We start from the raw sequence: 14,905 nt of genomic DNA, 5'->3' as shown, positions 1-14,905 counted from the left end.
CATCATCCCTTCACCGCTCCCGCCGCAATGCCCCGGACGAAATAGCGCCCGGAGAAGAAATAGATGAGGAGCGGCACCGCGCCCGTGAGGATCGTCGCGGCCATGTTGACATTGTATTCCTTGACGCCCTGAACCGAGTTCACGACGTTGTTGAGCTGCACCGTCATCGGGAAATTCTGCGTGCCCGCGAAGATCACGCCGAAGAGGAAGTCGTTCCAGATGCCGGTCACCTGAATGATGATCGCCACGACGAAGATCGGCAGCGACATCGGCAGCATGATCTGCAGGAAGATGCGCCAGAAGCCCGCTCCGTCCACGCGCGCGGCCTTGAAGAGTTCCGGCGGCAGCGCTGCGAAATAATTGCGGAAGAGCAGCGTCAGGATCGGCATGCCGAAGATGGTGTGGATGACGACGACCCCGGCGAGCGTGCCGAAAATGCCGAGCTCGCGCGTGATGATGACGAGCGGATAGAGCATCACCTGATAGGGAATAAACGCGCCGAAAAGCAGGATGGTGAAGAAGACTTCCGATCCCCTAAACTTCCAGTTGGAGAGCGCGTAGCCATTCACCGAGGCGATGAGGATGGAGATCAGCACGCTCGGGATGGTGATCTTCACCGAGTTCCAGAAGCCGGTGCGGATGCCCTCGCAATAAAGCCCGGTGCAGGCCTGGCTCCACGCCTTCACCCAAGGCTCGAAGGTGACTTCGACCGGCGGGGCGAAGATATTGCCGAGGCGTATCTCCGGCATGCCCTTCAGCGACGTCATCACCATGATATAGAGCGGCAGCAGATAATAGAGCGCCGACACGATCAGGACGCCATAGACCATGATGGTCCGGGGCGAGAACATCCGTTTCGGCCGCGCGCCCCAAGGCTCCGCATGGGAGCGCGCCGAGCCCTCGGCCATTGCCACATTCGCCATCAGCCCCTCTCCCCTTTCTTGCCGCCGAATTCGATCATCGCCCAGGGAACGAGGATGATGAGCACGGTGGTGAGCATGACGGTCGAGGCGGCGAGCCCCTGGCCGAGATTGGCCCAACCGAACATGAAATCGTAGACATATTTCGCCGGAACCTCCGTCGAGATGCCCGGCCCGCCATTGGTCATGGCGACGACGAGATCGTAGAGCTTGACGATGCCGGTCGCGATCAGCACCAGCGTGGTGACGAAGACCGGGCGCATCATCGGCAGGATGACGAAGACATAGGTCTTCCAGGTCGGGATGCCATCGACCCGCGCCGCCTTCCAGATTTCCTCATCGATATTGCGCAACCCCGCCAGCATCAGCGCCATAACGAGACCCGTCCCCTGCCACAGGCCGGCGATGACGATGGCGTAGATCGCAAGGCTGCGATTGGAGAGAAGCGCGAAGCTGAAGCTTTCGAAGCCTAAGTCCCGCACAACCTTCTCGATGCCGAGCGGGTTCAATATCCATTGCCAGACGAGGCCGGTGACGATGTGTGACAGCGCGAAGGGATAAAGGAAGATGGTGCGGAAGGCGTTCTCGAAGCGGATCTTCTGATCCATGAACGCGGCGAGGAGGAAACCGATGACGAGGGAGAAAATCAGCGACAGGATGCCGTAGATGGCAAGATTCTTGATCGAAACTTCCCAGCGCGACGCGCCGAACAGCCGCGTATACTGGTCGAAACCGACGAAATTCAGCATCGGCAGCGAGCGCGAGGACGTGAAGGAATAAACCACGGTCCATAGCGTGCAGCCGATAAAGACCACGAGCACCGTCGCAATCATCGGCAGCGCGGCGACCTTGGCGTTCAGGTTGCGGAAAAAGCGTGGGGGCTTTCCGGGCATGGATGGTGTTTCCTGCGAAATCCAAATGTGTGAGGATGTCCCACACAGCTCAATTACCCTCCGCCAACCGCCCTGCGGGCGGATGGCTCGCGCCCTTCCCTCCCCCTTGCGGGGAGGGTTTAGGCGGCGGTGCTCAATGCGCCGCTTCCATAATCTCCGCAAAGCGCTCCTGCATCTCATCGACGCTCATGTCGGGATTGGAGAAGAACTCCGCCATCAGGCCTTCGATCTGGCCCTGCGTATCGGGCGCGCGCAGCTGGTCGGCTGAGGGAATGATGTGATCGGGGTTTTTGAGAAGCTCGATGCCCTTCTTCATGCAGGAGCTGGCGGTATCGAGGTCCACGTCGCCGCGGATCGGGATCGATCCCTTGGCGAGATTGAAGGCGACCTGCGTCTGCTTCGACACAAGCATGCTGGCGAGCTTCAGCTGTGCCTTGGTGACTTCAGGGTCCGTGTTCTTGGGGAAATAGATGGCATCGCCGCCCGACTCCACCACGGGATGGGTGCCTAGCCCCGGCAGGCAGTCATAATCCTTGCCCGCGACCTTGCCGGCCGCGGTGAACTCGCCCTGCGCCCAGTCGCCCATGATCTGGCCGCCGGCCTTGCCGGTCATCACCATGTTGGTCGCCTCGTTCCAGGAGCGGCCGACATAACCGGGATCGGCAAAGGAACGCGCATCGGCGAGCGCCTGGAAGACTTTTTTGAATTCCGGCCCGCGCAAGGCTTCGCTATCCCTGTCCTTGTTGACCTTCAAATAAAGATCCTTGCCGCCAAGCGAGGCTGTCATCACGTTGAACATGCCGCTCACCTGCCAGCCATCGCCGGTGGCCAGCGGGACGATGCCTTTTTCCTTCAGCTTCGGCGCAGCGGCGACGAATTCCGCCCAATTCTTCGGAGCTTCGACGCCCGCCTGTTTGAACGCCTCCGGGTTGGTCCACATCCAGTCCCAGGAATGGATGTTGAGCGGCACGCAATACAGCTTGCCCTCGAACGTGCAGGAGTCGAGCAGGCTCGCGGGACGGATGAAATTCCTCCAGCCTTCCTTTTCCGCAAGCTCGGTCAGGTCGGTCATCAGCCCCGCCTGCACCAGTTCCTCCGCCTGACGCCCATGGTTCAGCTGCGTGGCGCCCATCGGATTGCCGCCGAGGATACGGCTGACAATGATCGGGCGCGCGCCGCTGCCGCTGCCGGCCAGCGCACCATCCACCCATTTGTCGCCGCCGAGCTTGTTGAACTCTTCCGCCAGCACCTTGACGGCAGCGGCTTCACCGCCCGAGGTCCACCAATGGGTGACCTCGAGGTCGGCGGCCTGCGCAAGCGAAATGCTGGAAAATGCAACCGAAGCGGACAAAGCCGCAATCAGACCATAACGCATCCGATGTTCCTCCCAAAATCTGAAACGTTTCAGATCATCGTATTCAAAACAGCCGCACATGCAAGAGCCGAAATAGCTTTGAAAGGCGTTTCTAACGCTATTTTCCCATTATATGTTGAAATTATTAGATAATTTTTTCAGCGCAATTTTCTGCACATGCGCTGCTCTGGAATCTGTAACGTTACAGATTTTTGCAACGCCGCAAAATGTTGGCTTCGCTTGGGAACCATTCTTTGGCCGTTGCATTGACTTGCGGTTGCGGACAATATGTCCTTAATCTTGTGGATCGAAGAGGGAGGACATTCGATGCGAAGAACAATTCTCTGGGGAATCGCGGCGGCTCTGATGACCGCTGTTTCGGCTCACGCGGCAGACCTCAAATTCAAGCCCGGCGAGGACCAGCGCTTCAACTGGAAGAGCTATGAGGAGTTTAAGGCCGGTCACGACCTGAAGGGCCAGACCCTGACGGTGTTCGGCCCATGGCGTGGGGAGGACGAGACGCTGTTCAAGTCCGTCGCCGCCTATTTCGAGGAGGCGACCGGTGCGAAGCTCAATTACTCCTCATCGGAAAATTACGAGCAGCAGATCGTCATCGACACACAGGCGGGCAGCCCGCCCAATGTCGCCATCCTGCCGCAGCCCGGCCTCATCGCCGATCTCGCGTCCAAGGGCTTTCTCACCCCGCTCGGCGACGAGACGGAGAAATTCGTCAAGGACAATTATGCCGCTGGCGATTCCTGGGTGAAGCTCGGCATGTATAAGGGGAAGGACGGCAAGGAACAGTTCTACGCTTTTCCCTACAAGGCGGATCTGAAGTCGCTGGTCTGGTACTCGCCGGAGAATTTCGAGGATGCGGGCTATGAAGTTCCCAAGACCATGGAGGAACTGAAGGCACTCACCGAGAAGATCGCCGCCGATGGCGGAACGCCCTGGTGCATCGCGCTCGGCTCCGGCGGCGCCACGGGCTGGCCGGCGACCGACTGGGTCGAAGACCTGATGCTGCGCACCGCCTCGCCGGAAACCTATGATAAATGGGTGACGAACGAGATCCCCTTCACCGACCCGGCCGTGGTCAACGCTATCAATGAATTCGGCTGGTTCGCCAAGAATCCGAAATTCGCCGCGGGCGGCCCAACCGGCGTCGTCACGACGGATTTCCGCGAAGGCGCGAAGGGCCTCTTCACGCTGCCGCCGCAATGCTATCTCGAGCACCAGGCGCAGTTCATCTCGTCCTTCTTCCCGAAGGATGTGAAACTCGGCCAGGATGCTGATTTCTTCTATTTCCCGCCCTATGCCAGCAAGCCGGAGCTCGGCAAGCCGGTCCTCAGTGCCGGCACGCTGGCCATGATCACCAAGGACAGCCCCGCCGCTCGCGCCTTCATCGACTTCCTGGAAACGCCGATTGCCCACGAAATCTGGATGGCGCAATCCGGCTTCCTCACGCCCTATAAGGCTGTGAATCCTGACGCCTATGCCAACGAAACCCTGAAAAAACAGGGGCAGATCCTGCTCGATGCGACCACCGTCCGCTTCGATGGGTCCGACCTGATGCCCGGCAAGATTGGCGCTGGCGCGTTCTGGAAAGCCATGATCGACTTCGTCGGCGGCGAATCCGCTGAGGATGCAGCCAAGGACGTGCAGTCCTCCTGGGACGCGATCAAGTAGGGAGCGCCTCCCCTCCCCCTTGCGGGGAGGGTGGCCCGAAGGGCCGGGTGGGGGTGGTGGCGTCATTTGCGAGCTATGAGGTCATGGCGAGCTGCCTTTACCACCCCCATCCGCCCGCTACGCGGGCACCTTCCCCGCAAGGGGGAAGGAGGGCGCTCAATCCGGCAAGGCAGGAACCCGAATGCAGCAGCTTCTTTTCGCTCTGATCACCATGGCAGCCGGGGTTGCCGGTTGCGCCCTCTATTTCTTCGCCAGCAACTGGATTCTCGACCGGATATTTCCATCCAAGGGCCGTGGCGGCAAAAACGCGGTGCGGAACCTGCGCATCGCCAATATGGTGCGGCCCTGGCTGTTCCTCGGTCCGGCCCTTCTCGCGCTTGGCCTCTACCTCATCTATCCCGTCATCGAATCGGTCTGGCTCAGCTTCCATGGCAAAAATGGCCAGGAATTCGTCGGCCTCGCCAATTACCAGTGGATGATCAGGGACGGCGAATTCCGCCAATCGATCCTGAACAATTTCCTCTGGCTTCTGATCGTCCCCACCGCCGCGACCTTTCTGGGCCTCATCATCGCCGCGCTGACCGACCGGATATGGTGGGGCAACATCGCCCGGTCGCTGATCTTCATGCCGATGGCGATCTCCTTCGTCGGCGCCTCGGTGATCTGGAAATTCGTCTATGATTACCGCCCGGAAGGCGCGGAGCAGATCGGCCTTCTCAACGCGGTCGTCACTTATTTCGGCGGGATGCCCGAAGCCTGGATCACGCTGCCCTTCTGGAACAACATCTTCCTCATGGTCATCCTCATCTGGGTCCAGACCGGCTTTGCCATGGTCATCCTCGCGGCGGCGCTGCGCGGTATTCCCGAGGAAACCATCGAGGCCGCGGTCATCGACGGCGCGAATTCCCTGCAGATTTTCTTCAAGATCATGGTGCCGCAGATCTGGGGCACCATCGCCGTGGTGTGGACCACCATCACCATCCTCGTCCTCAAGGTCTTCGATATCGTGCTGGCAATGACCAATGGCCAATGGGACACGCAGGTGCTCGCCAATCTGATGTTCGACTGGATGTTCCGGGGCGGCGGCGATTTCGGGCGCGGCGCTGCCATCGCCATTGTCATCATGGTGCTCGTGGTGCCGATCATGATCTGGAACATCCGCAACGCGGCCAAAGAGATGGAGGGACGCTGACATGATCACCTCGAGCCGGCGCTCGCCTCTCACCCTCGCCGTTCATCTCACGGTTCTCGCCATCGTCCTTTTATGGACGCTGCCGACGGCGGGCCTCCTCATCTCCTCCATCCGCGACAGAGAGCAGATCGCGGTTTCCGGCTGGTGGACGGCTCTCAGTCCGTCACAGGAAAATGCCGTCTACCGCGCGCCTTCTCCGGAAACGCAGGTGGAGGAAAATGGCCGCTACGTCATTCGCGGCAACGTCTTCGACGGAGGCAAAGGCACCGTTTCGGCCTTTGGCGACACCGTTCAGGCGCCCGACGAATTCAAGGCAGGCGAGACCGCGCCGCTCGACGAGGGTGTCTCGCTGACCGTGGAGGAGAACGGCGATTTCATCATTTCCTCCCCTGAGCGTATGGAGGGAAACCGTGGCGAGCGCATCTTTTACACCCGTTCGGTGCCGCCGCAGTTCACCCTCGACAATTACCGCGAGGTGCTTTCTGCCGAGGGGCTTGGCCGCTCGTTCCTGAACTCGCTGACGGTCGCGATCCCTTCCACCGTCATTCCCATTCTCATCGCCGCGTTCGCGGCCTATGCGCTGGCGTGGATGAGGTTTCCCGGGCGCGCGCTTCTCATTGCGCTGGTGGTGGGGCTGCTCGTCGTTCCCTTGCAGATGTCGCTGATTCCGCTCTTGCGGTTGTATAATGATATCGGCGCCGCGCTTGGCCTTTCGTCTAAAGGCTATCTCGGCATCTGGCTTGCGCATACGGGCTTCGGCCTCCCGCTCGCCATCTATCTGTTGCGGAACTATATGGCGGGCTTGCCGCGGGAAGTGATTGAATCGGCGCGCGTCGACGGCGCCAGCGATTTCGAGATCTTCGTCAAGATCGTGCTGCCCCTCTCCTTCCCCGCGCTCGCCTCCTTCGCGATTTTCCAGTTTCTGTGGACCTGGAACGATCTGCTCGTCGCCCTCGTCTTCCTGGGCTCGGGCAATGACCAGCTGGTGCTGACCGGGCGTCTCGTCAATCTCCTGGGATCGCGCGGCAGCAATTGGGAAATTCTCACCGCCGCGGCCTTTATCACCATCATCGTTCCGCTGATCGTCTTCTTCACGCTCCAGCGTTTTCTGGTGCGCGGCCTTCTGGCCGGATCGGTGAAGGGCGGATGACAGACGGGCGGCAAAACAGCCAAGGGAACGGCGCATGACAACCGTAAAGCTGAAAAATATCGAAAAGTCCTACGGTACGCACAAGGTGATCCACGGGATCGACCTTGAAATCGAGCAAGGCGAATTCGTCGTCTTCGTCGGCCCGTCCGGATGCGGCAAGTCGACCCTTTTGCGAATGATCGCCGGGCTCGAGACTATCTCTGATGGCACGCTGGAGATCGGCGGCGAGGTCGTCAACGACGTACCGCCATCGAAGCGCGGCATCGCCATGGTGTTTCAGTCCTATGCGCTTTATCCGCATATGTCGGTCTACGACAACATGGCCTTCGGCATGCGCATCGCCAAGGAATCGAAGGCGGAGATCGACCGGCGCGTGCGGTCCGCTGCGGAGATCCTGCAGCTGACCCCATATCTCGACCGCCTGCCGAAAGCGCTTTCCGGCGGCCAGCGCCAGCGCGTCGCCATCGGCCGGGCCATCTGCCGCGACCCGAAAGTGTTCCTGTTCGATGAGCCTCTGTCAAACCTCGACGCCGCGCTACGCGCCGCAACCCGCATCGAGATCGCCAAACTGAACGAGTCGATGCCTGATACCACCATGATCTATGTGACGCATGATCAAGTGGAGGCGATGACGCTGGCCGATCGCATCGTGGTCCTCTCGAGCGGGCGCATTGAGCAGGCCGGCCCGCCGCTCGAACTCTACGAGCGGCCCGCAAACCTGTTCGTCGCCCAATTCATCGGCTCTCCCGCGATGAACATCATCCCTGCGACCATCACGGCCACTGGCGCGAAGACCACCGTCTCGCTGCCGCAAGGCGTCAGTGTGACGCTCGATATCCCCACGCCGGAATCCGAAAAAGGCGCAAGCGTCCATTTCGGCGTACGGCCCGAGGATCTGAGCGTCGCCAACGGGGGGACCTTCATCATCGAAGGCACGATTGGAATCATCGAGGCGCTGGGCGAAGTCACGCTCCTTTATATCGATGTCGACCATGGCAGCGAGCCGCTGATCGCCAAACTCCCGGGCACCCAGCCTTTCAAGCGCGGCGACAAGGTGCGCCTGACAGCCGATCCGGCCAAGCTGCATCTTTTCAACAAGGAGGGGAAGGCGCTGCGGTAGAACTCGCAATCACGCCTTGGCCATCACGTTGTCAGGCGCTATGATCGCTTTATCCAAGGCAGCGCTCCGGGGATGATCGAGATGGCGCTCGTTGAAAGCAAGATGATCGAAATCGTGAAGACGGTCAGGCCCCGCTTCGGCTCCTTGTTCATGGCCTATGCCTGGTATCGATCCCAGCCGCTGCCAGGCTTTTCGGGACGGACAGCGAGAGAGCTCGTGCGCAGCGGACGCGGGCAGGACGTTCTCGATTATCTCAACGCAGTCGACGCCGGCGTTCACGCCTGACAGGCCGGCTGATCGCATGGAGGTCTCGCATGGCATACCAGCTTTATTATTGGGACGGTCTGCAGGGCCGCGGCGAGTTTATCCGGTTGGCACTGGAGGAGGCCGGATCTGACTATGTCGACTTCGCCCGCGAGCCGGGAGGCACTGCGGCGATGATGAAGATCATGAAAAGCAATGTTGAGCCTCCCTTCGCCCCGCCCTTCCTGAAGGACGGGGATGTGATCGTCTCGCATGTGGCGAACATCCTTTTATATCTCGGACCGAAGCTTGGCCTTGTTCCAGAGGACGAGACGCTGCGCTATTTTGCAAACGGGCTGCAGCTGACGATCACCGATTTCCTCGCCGAGATTCACAACACCCATCATCCAATCGCGGTTTCGCTCTATTACGAAGACCAGAAGGACGCGGCCAAGGCGTATTCCATCCAGTTCCTGAGAGAGCGCCTGCCGAAATTCCTGGGCTATTTCGAGCGCGTGGCGCAGCAGAACCCTCAGGGCAGCAAGCACATCGTCGGCGACCGGCTGAGCTATGTAGACCTATCGCTCTTTCAGGTGATCGAAGGTCTGCGCTATGCCTTTCCCCGCGCCATGAAAGACTCTGCCAGCCAATATCCTGTTCTCGCGGGGATTCATGACGCGGTGAGAGAGCGCCCGAACATCAAGCGCTATCTCGCTTCGGGGCGGCGGCTGGCCTTCAACGAGACCGGCCTCTTCCGTCATTATCCTGAGCTCGACGAGGAAGGATAAACCTCACCGGTGCGCATGCGGGCTGTCTGTATGCCGCCCTGAATAGCGCTCGTCGATTTCCTTGATAATGGCTTCGCCGCGCTTGGGGTCGAGATGCCTGAGCAGCTCGTCCACCTTGGCTTCCAGGCGGTCATTGCCCTCTTTCGATTGCGGTGAGCCCAGGAAGAGCAGGAAGGCCAGGCCTCCGACCTGCCAGAGCAGTTGCAGGAACTCCGACTGCCAGTTCTCCAGCGTATCGCGCATCATCTCAACGAAAAACGGGCCGAACGTCGCCGGCTCGCCATGGCTGTGCTGCTCATTCACGAAGGCGAACCAGCCGAACAGCCAATGTCCGGCGATCGTGACGATGAAGAACCCAAGCGTTATCCACGCGTAACTATAGCTTCGCCAAATCGACTTTCCGGCCATCATATGTCTCCCCGACTGGTTCCGGAATCGAAACGCGCGGAAAAGGCCCTTCGTTCCCAATAGCTTATAAGGAGTGCGGCAAAGGTTCCGATTCGCTATTGGAACATTTCAAGCGGTACCGACGTTCATCCGGCGTACATTTTTTGAAAATGGGATGGATTCGATGAAAACGACCATGACAATTGCGACCCTCGCCGTCACGCTCTTCACCCTTTCGGCCTGCGCCAATACCATTCGCGGCGTCGGACAGGACACTGCCAATGCCGTAAACGCGACGCAGAGCGCCGGGCAGAATGTGGCACAGGCCGCGGATACGCCCGCGCCGCAGCATAAGCCGGTGCATCGCAAGTACAGGAAGTAAGGCGAGCTATAGCCTCGCCTCACGGAAGATTTTCGCCGCGTCCTCGCATTTGCGGCGGAACTCTTCCACCTCCGAGACGGGCAGGTGCTCGATCCCGATAAAGCTGTTGTGCGCCTCGCTCACGCGGATAAGCTCGTCGAGCTTCGCCTGGATCGCCGCGCCGTCGCGATTCTGCGTGTTCTGGATCAGGAACACCATCAGGAACGTCACGATGGTCGTTCCGGTATTGATGATCAATTGCCACGTGTCGGAAAAATGGAAGAGTGGCCCGGTTGCCCCCCAGATGACCACCACAAGCACGCAGAGGAGAAAGGTAAACGGATGACCTGTGAGAGTGGCAACCGTGTTCGCGATCCTTCCGAAAGCTCTTTCCAATTTAACACCTCATCAAGCAACGATTCGAACAGTGGAACTGTAAGAATGCGCGCCGAGGCTTTTGGTTTCGCTAAATACTGTTGAAAAACAAATGGTGCCTAGGGGCGGAATCGAACCACCGACACGCGGATTTTCAGTCCGCTGCTCTACCAACTGAGCTACCTAGGCATCCCTTGCTTCCCTACCGAAGCAGGCTGGCGAATGTGGCTATCCGCCGGAAGCGCGTGGGTTATAACACTAAATTCCCCGCTGTCCAGCACCCGTATCAGAAAATTTTCATGATTTTTTCGGCGGCGTGATTTTAGCCGGCGGCAGGATTTTCTTCACCAATTTCAGTGGAAAAGCAGCGCAAATGATTAAAATTGCTCTAGTTTCCCCGCATTTCCATTCCCATGCTGTTATAGCATGACGAGGATGGGTGCTGGCGGTGAAGACAATCGGGTGGGGAATCGTTGGGACGGGCGAAATCGCGCGGCGCTTTGCCTCCGATCTCGCGTTCGTGCCCGGCGCCGTATTGCAAGCGGTCCTGTCCCGCGACCCTGAGAAGGCGGAGCAGTTTCGCGCCGAGACCGGCGCCAGGGAAGCCTATTCCAACATCGAGCACTTTCTGTCCGACCCGCGTATCAAGGCGGTCTATATCGCCACGCCCAATTCCCTGCACCTGGCACAGAGCTTGCGGGTCTTGCGCAGCCGCAAGGCCATCCTCACGGAGAAGCCGCTCGCGCCCTCCGCGCCCGAGGCCGAAGTGATCGAGCGCGAGGCCGCGCGGCAGAACAGCTTCGCCATGGAGGCGATGTGGACGCGATTTCTCCCCGCCGTCCAGGCCGCGAAGGCCTATGTCGAGGCGGGAGCCATCGGGGACATACGCAAAATCACCGCCGATCTCTCCTGCTATCGCGCATTCGATCCCGAAAGCCGGTACTTTTCGCGCGCGATGGGCGGCGGCGCGGCACTCGATCTCGGTGTCTATCCCGTATCGCTGGCGATGTATTTCCTGGGCGAGCCGGACCAGGTCTCGGGCCGCTGGTTCAGCGCCAAAACCGGCGTCGACATGCGCAGTGAAATCAATCTGCATTATGCGGACGCCGACGCGGAGCTTTCCTGCGGGTTCGACCGCGACGGAGCGAATCATTTCTTCATCGAAGGCACTACCGGCGCGCTGCGGATAGAGGGGCCGCTTCCGAGCGCCCAGCGCCTGACGGTCTATTCGCAATCAGCGATGAAATCCTCGCTCATCGGGCCGCTGGCTGATGGTGAGAGGCCTTTGGCAAAACTTCTCTCCCGCCTTCCCTCATCCGTGAGCCGCCTCTGGGGACGCCAGATCGAGCATTATCCCTTTGCCGGCAGCGGGCTGCAGTTCCAGGCAATCGCGGTCATGGATGCGCTACGTTCAGGCGAAACGCAATCGCCTGCGATGCCGATTGCAGAAAGCGTCGCGGTGCTGCGCGCCATCGGGATCGTGCTTTCCCGCTTGCCAATACCCGAAGCGGACCCGGCCACCTGATCCTTATTCCTCGCCCTTATCCGAATCGTCGCTATCTTCGGCACCTTCCACTGCCGGAATCACATAAGCGCCCGACAGCCAGCGGTTAAGATCGATATCGCGGCAGCGCGATGAGCAGAAGGGATAGGAATCGCGGCTCGAAGGCTTGCCGCATTCCGGGCAGGGCCGCGTCGGGCGCAGAGGTGTCACCTTGGCGCCGGGGGCCGCCGATATTGCTTTCTTGCCGCTCATGAAATCTTCAGTGCTTGCCCGTCGTCCAGGCAGTATAAACCTTATAGCCCTCGCCGGTCAAAAGGCTGACCGTCTCGTGCAGCGGCAGACCGACGACATTGGTATAGGAACCGACGAGCTTGACGACGAAGCTTCCGGCAAAGCCCTGGATCGCATAGCCGCCCGCCTTGCCGCGCCATTCCCCCGAGGCAAGATAGCTGTCGATTTGCTCGCGGGTCAGCCGTTCGAAGCGCACACGGCTTTCGACGAGCGTCTGCCGGACGCGGCCTTTCGGCGTGACGAGGCAAACGCCGGTGAAGACCTTATGCGACCGCCCGGAAAGCAGGCGCAGGCATTCCCGCGCTTCGTCCTGCAGCTCGGTTTTCGGCAGAATCCGGCGGCCGACGGCCACCACCGTGTCGGCCCCCAGCACATAAGCTTCGGCCAGCTGGGTGTCTCCCCGGAGATTCTCGACGGCCTTTTCCGTCTTCAGGCGCGACAAACGGCGCGCCAGCGAGCGGGGATGCTCGGCGCGCAGCGGCGTTTCATCAATATCCGCCGGATAAAGAAAATCGGGCTCGATGCCCGCCTGCTCCAAAAGCTCGATCCGGCGCGGAGACCCGGAGGCAAGAACAAGCTTCTGTTGAGCGCTCATTGGGTCCATCCCTTGCCGAAATGCCAGGCGAAACGGATTATTTGAAACGGTAGGTAATGCGCCCTTTGGTCAAGTCATAAGGCGTCATCTCGACAAGCACCTTATCGCCGGCCAGGACGCGAATGCGATTCTTGCGCATGCGGCCGGCCGTGTGGGCAATAATCTCATGTTCGTTTTCGAGTTTGACCCGAAACATCGCGTTGGGCAGCAGCTCCGTCACGACGCCGGGAAATTCGAGGACTTCTTCTTTCGCCATACGTTTCCTGTTTCTCTTTCCGCTTGCCGCCACATGCGGCGGCCTTGAATTTGCGCGGAACCTATATGATTAAAGTCCATTTGTGAACAACGGACATAAAATTATCGCCTTCCGATGTGGACATCGCCCACTTATTATTGCGCGCGTTTTTTGACAAAACGTCTTGCAGCGGAAAAAGCACGGCGCTATAAGCCGCCTCACTGGTCACGGAGTGTAGCGCAGCCTGGTAGCGCACCTCGTTCGGGACGAGGGGGTCGGAGGTTCGAATCCTCTCACTCCGACCAGTGAGGGCTATAGATCCTGCCGCCAGCTCATTTTGCTTGATGCGCGGCATTCGATCCTTCCGCTGTAAGCTTTCCCTACATCTGCGAGTTCCTTCGCGACGCTTTTAACCGCTCTCCCCCGTATCCCCCACACCCTCGTAGCGGGCTCGGCTGAAGCTGACGACGCTGGCGATGGCTGCGCAAATGCCGGCGAGAACGAGCGCGACGGAGGGTGCGCGCGTCACAGGCGTGGCGGCGAAGATGATCGACATTGAGATCGCGCCCAGGGTTTGCCCGAGCAGGCGTGCCGTTCCCTGCATCGCGCCCGCCGCGCCGCTACGGGCTTTCGGGGCCGAAAGAAGCAGAATCCGGTTATTCGGTGTCTGGAACAGGCCGAAACCGGCGCCCGCGAGAACCGAGCCCGCCAGAAAGGCGATGCCGCGCGGATCGGGCGGACAGAGGCCTGCAATGAGCAGACCGCAGGCGAACAGCGCCCCGCCCCCGGCACAGAGCCAGGCCGTCTTGAAGCGGTCCGCAAGCCGCCCCGAGATTGGCGCGACAATGGCAGTCGCCGCAGGCCAGGGTATCATGTAGAGCCCGGTCAGGGCCGGTGTCATGCCCAGCGTATGCTGCAGATAGAATGGCAGGGCCACATAGCTCAGCATCTGGCCAGTAAAGCAGGTAACGGAGGCGATGACCGCGACGCGGAATGCAGGCTCGGCCAAAAGATCCACCGGCACGATGGGGGCGGGACTGCCGCGCTCGAGACGCAGCAAGGCTAGGAGGCACAGGGCCGAGCCGCCAATGAGGATGACGCCGCCGACGGGAGACTTGGCCATCAGCTCCGCCCCGATGAGAAAAAGCATGAACATCAGCGTGTTGGCGAGCAAGACCTTGGCGTTCACCTGCCGGTGGATGCCCGGCACCGGACCCAGAACCCGGCCGCAGACGACCACGATGATCCCAAGCGGTATGTTGACGGCGAAGAGCCATGGCCAGCTGGCGATCGACAGGATCGCCCCGGCTACGGCGGGACCGGCGGCAGAGGAAATCGCAACCGTCATCGCATTGAAGCCGATGATGGTGCCAAGCATGCGCTGCGGCACCGCGAAACGCAGGTTCATGACCGCCAGAGCCATGATGGCCCCCGCGCCCAGCCCTTGCACGAACCGCGCGGCCACCAGAAAGGGCAGGCTCCAGGCAAAGGCGCAGGCCGCGGAAGCGACCGTGAACAGCGCCACCCCGAGGAGGTAAACACGCCGGGGGCCGTGAATCTCCCCCAAAGCGCCGCAGGGCAGAAGGGCTATGAGCACGGCCAGCTGATAGCTTGAGACGACCCAGACCGTGCGGCTGGGATCGGCCGCCAGCGAGGCGGCGATGGATGGCAGCGCGACATTGGCAATGGCGCCGTCGAGGACGACGAGCACCAGCGTCAGAAGCAAAAGGCCGACGGCCAGATAGCGCCGCGGAGCCGGAAGCCCGTCATGGGCCTGGCTCGCCACCGATGTGACGGACATGGGAAATCAC

At 60.4% G+C, this 14,905-nt stretch carries 15 protein-coding genes, 2 tRNA genes and 2 pseudogenes; 9 read left to right on the top strand and 10 right to left on the bottom strand.

The window, feature by feature from the left end; translation table 11 throughout:
• Positions 1–2 precede the first annotated feature (2 nt).
• From ACOWVG_RS15480 to ACOWVG_RS15470, 3 genes are all read right to left on the bottom strand, one after another.
• The gene (locus tag ACOWVG_RS15480; protein ID WP_420963195.1) at positions 3–923 is read right to left on the bottom strand and encodes a carbohydrate ABC transporter permease; all 921 of its coding nucleotides are present in this window, start codon (positions 921–923) and stop codon (positions 3–5) included.
• On the bottom strand, positions 923–1,813 hold the full coding sequence (locus ACOWVG_RS15475) for a carbohydrate ABC transporter permease (RefSeq protein ID WP_420963193.1): 891 nt from the start codon (positions 1,811–1,813) through the stop codon (positions 923–925). The genes ACOWVG_RS15480 and ACOWVG_RS15475 overlap by 1 nt, the downstream gene beginning before the upstream one ends.
• Positions 1,814–1,946: 133 nt before the next feature.
• On the bottom strand, positions 1,947–3,188 hold the full coding sequence (locus tag ACOWVG_RS15470) for an ABC transporter substrate-binding protein (RefSeq protein ID WP_420963191.1): 1,242 nt from the start codon (positions 3,186–3,188) through the stop codon (positions 1,947–1,949).
• A 306-nt stretch (positions 3,189–3,494) separates the two neighbouring features.
• On the opposite strand from ACOWVG_RS15470, the gene ACOWVG_RS15465 reads away from it, so the two are divergent.
• The 6 genes and pseudogenes from ACOWVG_RS15465 to ACOWVG_RS15440 all read left to right on the top strand — a co-directional run bounded on the left by ACOWVG_RS15465 (position 3,495) and on the right by ACOWVG_RS15440 (position 9,346).
• The gene (locus ACOWVG_RS15465; protein ID WP_420963190.1) at positions 3,495–4,853 is read left to right on the top strand and encodes an ABC transporter substrate-binding protein; all 1,359 of its coding nucleotides are present in this window, start codon (positions 3,495–3,497) and stop codon (positions 4,851–4,853) included.
• A 181-nt stretch (positions 4,854–5,034) separates the two neighbouring features.
• Complete coding sequence (locus ACOWVG_RS15460; RefSeq protein WP_420963188.1) at positions 5,035–6,045, top strand: carbohydrate ABC transporter permease; 1,011 nt, start codon at positions 5,035–5,037, stop codon at positions 6,043–6,045.
• 4 nt (positions 6,046–6,049) lie between these two features.
• Positions 6,050–7,195 (top strand): carbohydrate ABC transporter permease, encoded by a 1,146-nt coding sequence (locus ACOWVG_RS15455; RefSeq protein WP_420963306.1) that lies wholly within the window; start codon positions 6,050–6,052, stop codon positions 7,193–7,195.
• A gap of 34 nt (positions 7,196–7,229) precedes the next feature.
• A complete protein-coding gene (locus ACOWVG_RS15450) occupies positions 7,230–8,315 on the top strand; it encodes an ABC transporter ATP-binding protein (RefSeq protein ID WP_420963187.1) in 1,086 nt (361 codons plus the stop codon).
• Positions 8,316–8,423: 108 nt separating this feature from the next.
• Positions 8,424–8,600: pseudogene (locus tag ACOWVG_RS15445) on the top strand (MbcA/ParS/Xre antitoxin family protein); the annotation flags it as partial.
• A gap of 29 nt (positions 8,601–8,629) precedes the next feature.
• The gene (locus tag ACOWVG_RS15440; RefSeq protein ID WP_420963185.1) at positions 8,630–9,346 is read left to right on the top strand and encodes a glutathione S-transferase; all 717 of its coding nucleotides are present in this window, start codon (positions 8,630–8,632) and stop codon (positions 9,344–9,346) included.
• Positions 9,347–9,349: 3 nt separating this feature from the next.
• On the opposite strand, the gene ACOWVG_RS15435 is transcribed toward ACOWVG_RS15440, so the two are convergent.
• A complete protein-coding gene (locus ACOWVG_RS15435) occupies positions 9,350–9,754 on the bottom strand; it encodes a DUF6766 family protein (protein ID WP_420963183.1) in 405 nt (134 codons plus the stop codon).
• A 163-nt stretch (positions 9,755–9,917) separates the two neighbouring features.
• Between ACOWVG_RS15435 and ACOWVG_RS15430 the strand changes: the two are divergent.
• Positions 9,918–10,064, top strand: a pseudogene (locus ACOWVG_RS15430) (entericidin); the annotation flags it as partial.
• A 57-nt stretch (positions 10,065–10,121) separates the two neighbouring features.
• Here the strand turns inward: ACOWVG_RS15430 and ACOWVG_RS15425 are convergent.
• Together ACOWVG_RS15425 and ACOWVG_RS15420 are read right to left on the bottom strand one after the other, a co-directional pair.
• Positions 10,122–10,490 (bottom strand): low affinity iron permease family protein, encoded by a 369-nt coding sequence (locus tag ACOWVG_RS15425; protein WP_420963182.1) that lies wholly within the window; start codon positions 10,488–10,490, stop codon positions 10,122–10,124.
• Positions 10,491–10,582: 92 nt separating this feature from the next.
• Positions 10,583–10,658 (bottom strand) — tRNA-Phe (locus ACOWVG_RS15420).
• 259 nt (positions 10,659–10,917) lie between these two features.
• Between ACOWVG_RS15420 and ACOWVG_RS15415 the strand changes: the two genes are divergently transcribed.
• Positions 10,918–11,994 (top strand): Gfo/Idh/MocA family protein, encoded by a 1,077-nt coding sequence (locus tag ACOWVG_RS15415; RefSeq protein ID WP_420963181.1) that lies wholly within the window; start codon positions 10,918–10,920, stop codon positions 11,992–11,994.
• A 3-nt stretch (positions 11,995–11,997) separates the two neighbouring features.
• Here the strand turns inward: ACOWVG_RS15415 and yacG are convergent, their stop codons facing one another.
• The 3 genes from yacG to infA are packed head-to-tail and all read right to left on the bottom strand — an operon-like array spanning position 11,998 to position 13,115.
• Positions 11,998–12,225, bottom strand: coding sequence for a DNA gyrase inhibitor YacG (yacG, locus tag ACOWVG_RS15410; protein ID WP_420963180.1), 228 nt, complete (start codon positions 12,223–12,225; stop codon positions 11,998–12,000).
• A gap of 7 nt (positions 12,226–12,232) precedes the next feature.
• Entirely contained in the window at positions 12,233–12,859 is a 627-nt protein-coding gene (locus tag ACOWVG_RS15405; RefSeq protein WP_420963178.1) for a Maf-like protein, read from the bottom strand.
• Positions 12,860–12,896: 37 nt separating this feature from the next.
• Positions 12,897–13,115, bottom strand: coding sequence for a translation initiation factor IF-1 (gene infA / locus ACOWVG_RS15400; protein WP_002965531.1), 219 nt, complete (start codon positions 13,113–13,115; stop codon positions 12,897–12,899).
• Between the two features lie 207 nt (positions 13,116–13,322).
• Here infA and ACOWVG_RS15395 point away from each other — a divergent pair.
• Positions 13,323–13,399: transfer RNA gene (locus tag ACOWVG_RS15395), tRNA-Pro, on the top strand.
• A 104-nt stretch (positions 13,400–13,503) separates the two neighbouring features.
• Here ACOWVG_RS15395 and ACOWVG_RS15390 read toward each other — a convergent pair.
• The gene (locus ACOWVG_RS15390) at positions 13,504–14,895 is read right to left on the bottom strand and encodes an MFS transporter (protein ID WP_420963176.1); all 1,392 of its coding nucleotides are present in this window, start codon (positions 14,893–14,895) and stop codon (positions 13,504–13,506) included.
• Positions 14,896–14,905 lie beyond the last annotated feature (10 nt).

It is taken from the genome of Brucella sp. IR073, from assembly GCF_049065735.1.
Classification (GTDB): Bacteria; Pseudomonadota; Alphaproteobacteria; order Rhizobiales; family Rhizobiaceae; genus Paramesorhizobium.
Note: the sequence above shows the minus strand (reverse complement) of the source record. Positions and strands in the feature narration are given on the sequence as shown.

Bases quoted from the DNA above. Each gene is read 5' to 3' on its own strand.
- ACOWVG_RS15480 (WP_420963195.1), bottom strand. From the start codon at position 923: ATGGCGAATGTGGCAATGGCCGAGGGCTCGGCGCGCTCCCATGCGGAG.
- ACOWVG_RS15475 (WP_420963193.1), bottom strand. From the start codon at position 1,813: ATGCCCGGAAAGCCCCCACGCTTTTTCCGCAACCTGAACGCCAAGGTC.
- ACOWVG_RS15470 (WP_420963191.1), bottom strand. From the start codon at position 3,188: ATGCGTTATGGTCTGATTGCGGCTTTGTCCGCTTCGGTTGCATTTTCC.
- ACOWVG_RS15465 (WP_420963190.1), top strand. From the start codon at position 3,495: ATGCGAAGAACAATTCTCTGGGGAATCGCGGCGGCTCTGATGACCGCT.
- ACOWVG_RS15460 (WP_420963188.1), top strand. From the start codon at position 5,035: ATGCAGCAGCTTCTTTTCGCTCTGATCACCATGGCAGCCGGGGTTGCC.
- ACOWVG_RS15450 (WP_420963187.1), top strand. From the start codon at position 7,230: ATGACAACCGTAAAGCTGAAAAATATCGAAAAGTCCTACGGTACGCAC.
- ACOWVG_RS15440 (WP_420963185.1), top strand. From the start codon at position 8,630: ATGGCATACCAGCTTTATTATTGGGACGGTCTGCAGGGCCGCGGCGAG.
- ACOWVG_RS15435 (WP_420963183.1), bottom strand. From the start codon at position 9,754: ATGGCCGGAAAGTCGATTTGGCGAAGCTATAGTTACGCGTGGATAACG.
- yacG (WP_420963180.1), bottom strand. From the start codon at position 12,225: ATGAGCGGCAAGAAAGCAATATCGGCGGCCCCCGGCGCCAAGGTGACA.
- ACOWVG_RS15405 (WP_420963178.1), bottom strand. From the start codon at position 12,859: ATGAGCGCTCAACAGAAGCTTGTTCTTGCCTCCGGGTCTCCGCGCCGG.
- infA (WP_002965531.1), bottom strand. From the start codon at position 13,115: ATGGCGAAAGAAGAAGTCCTCGAATTTCCCGGCGTCGTGACGGAGCTG.
- ACOWVG_RS15390 (WP_420963176.1), bottom strand. From the start codon at position 14,895: ATGTCCGTCACATCGGTGGCGAGCCAGGCCCATGACGGGCTTCCGGCT.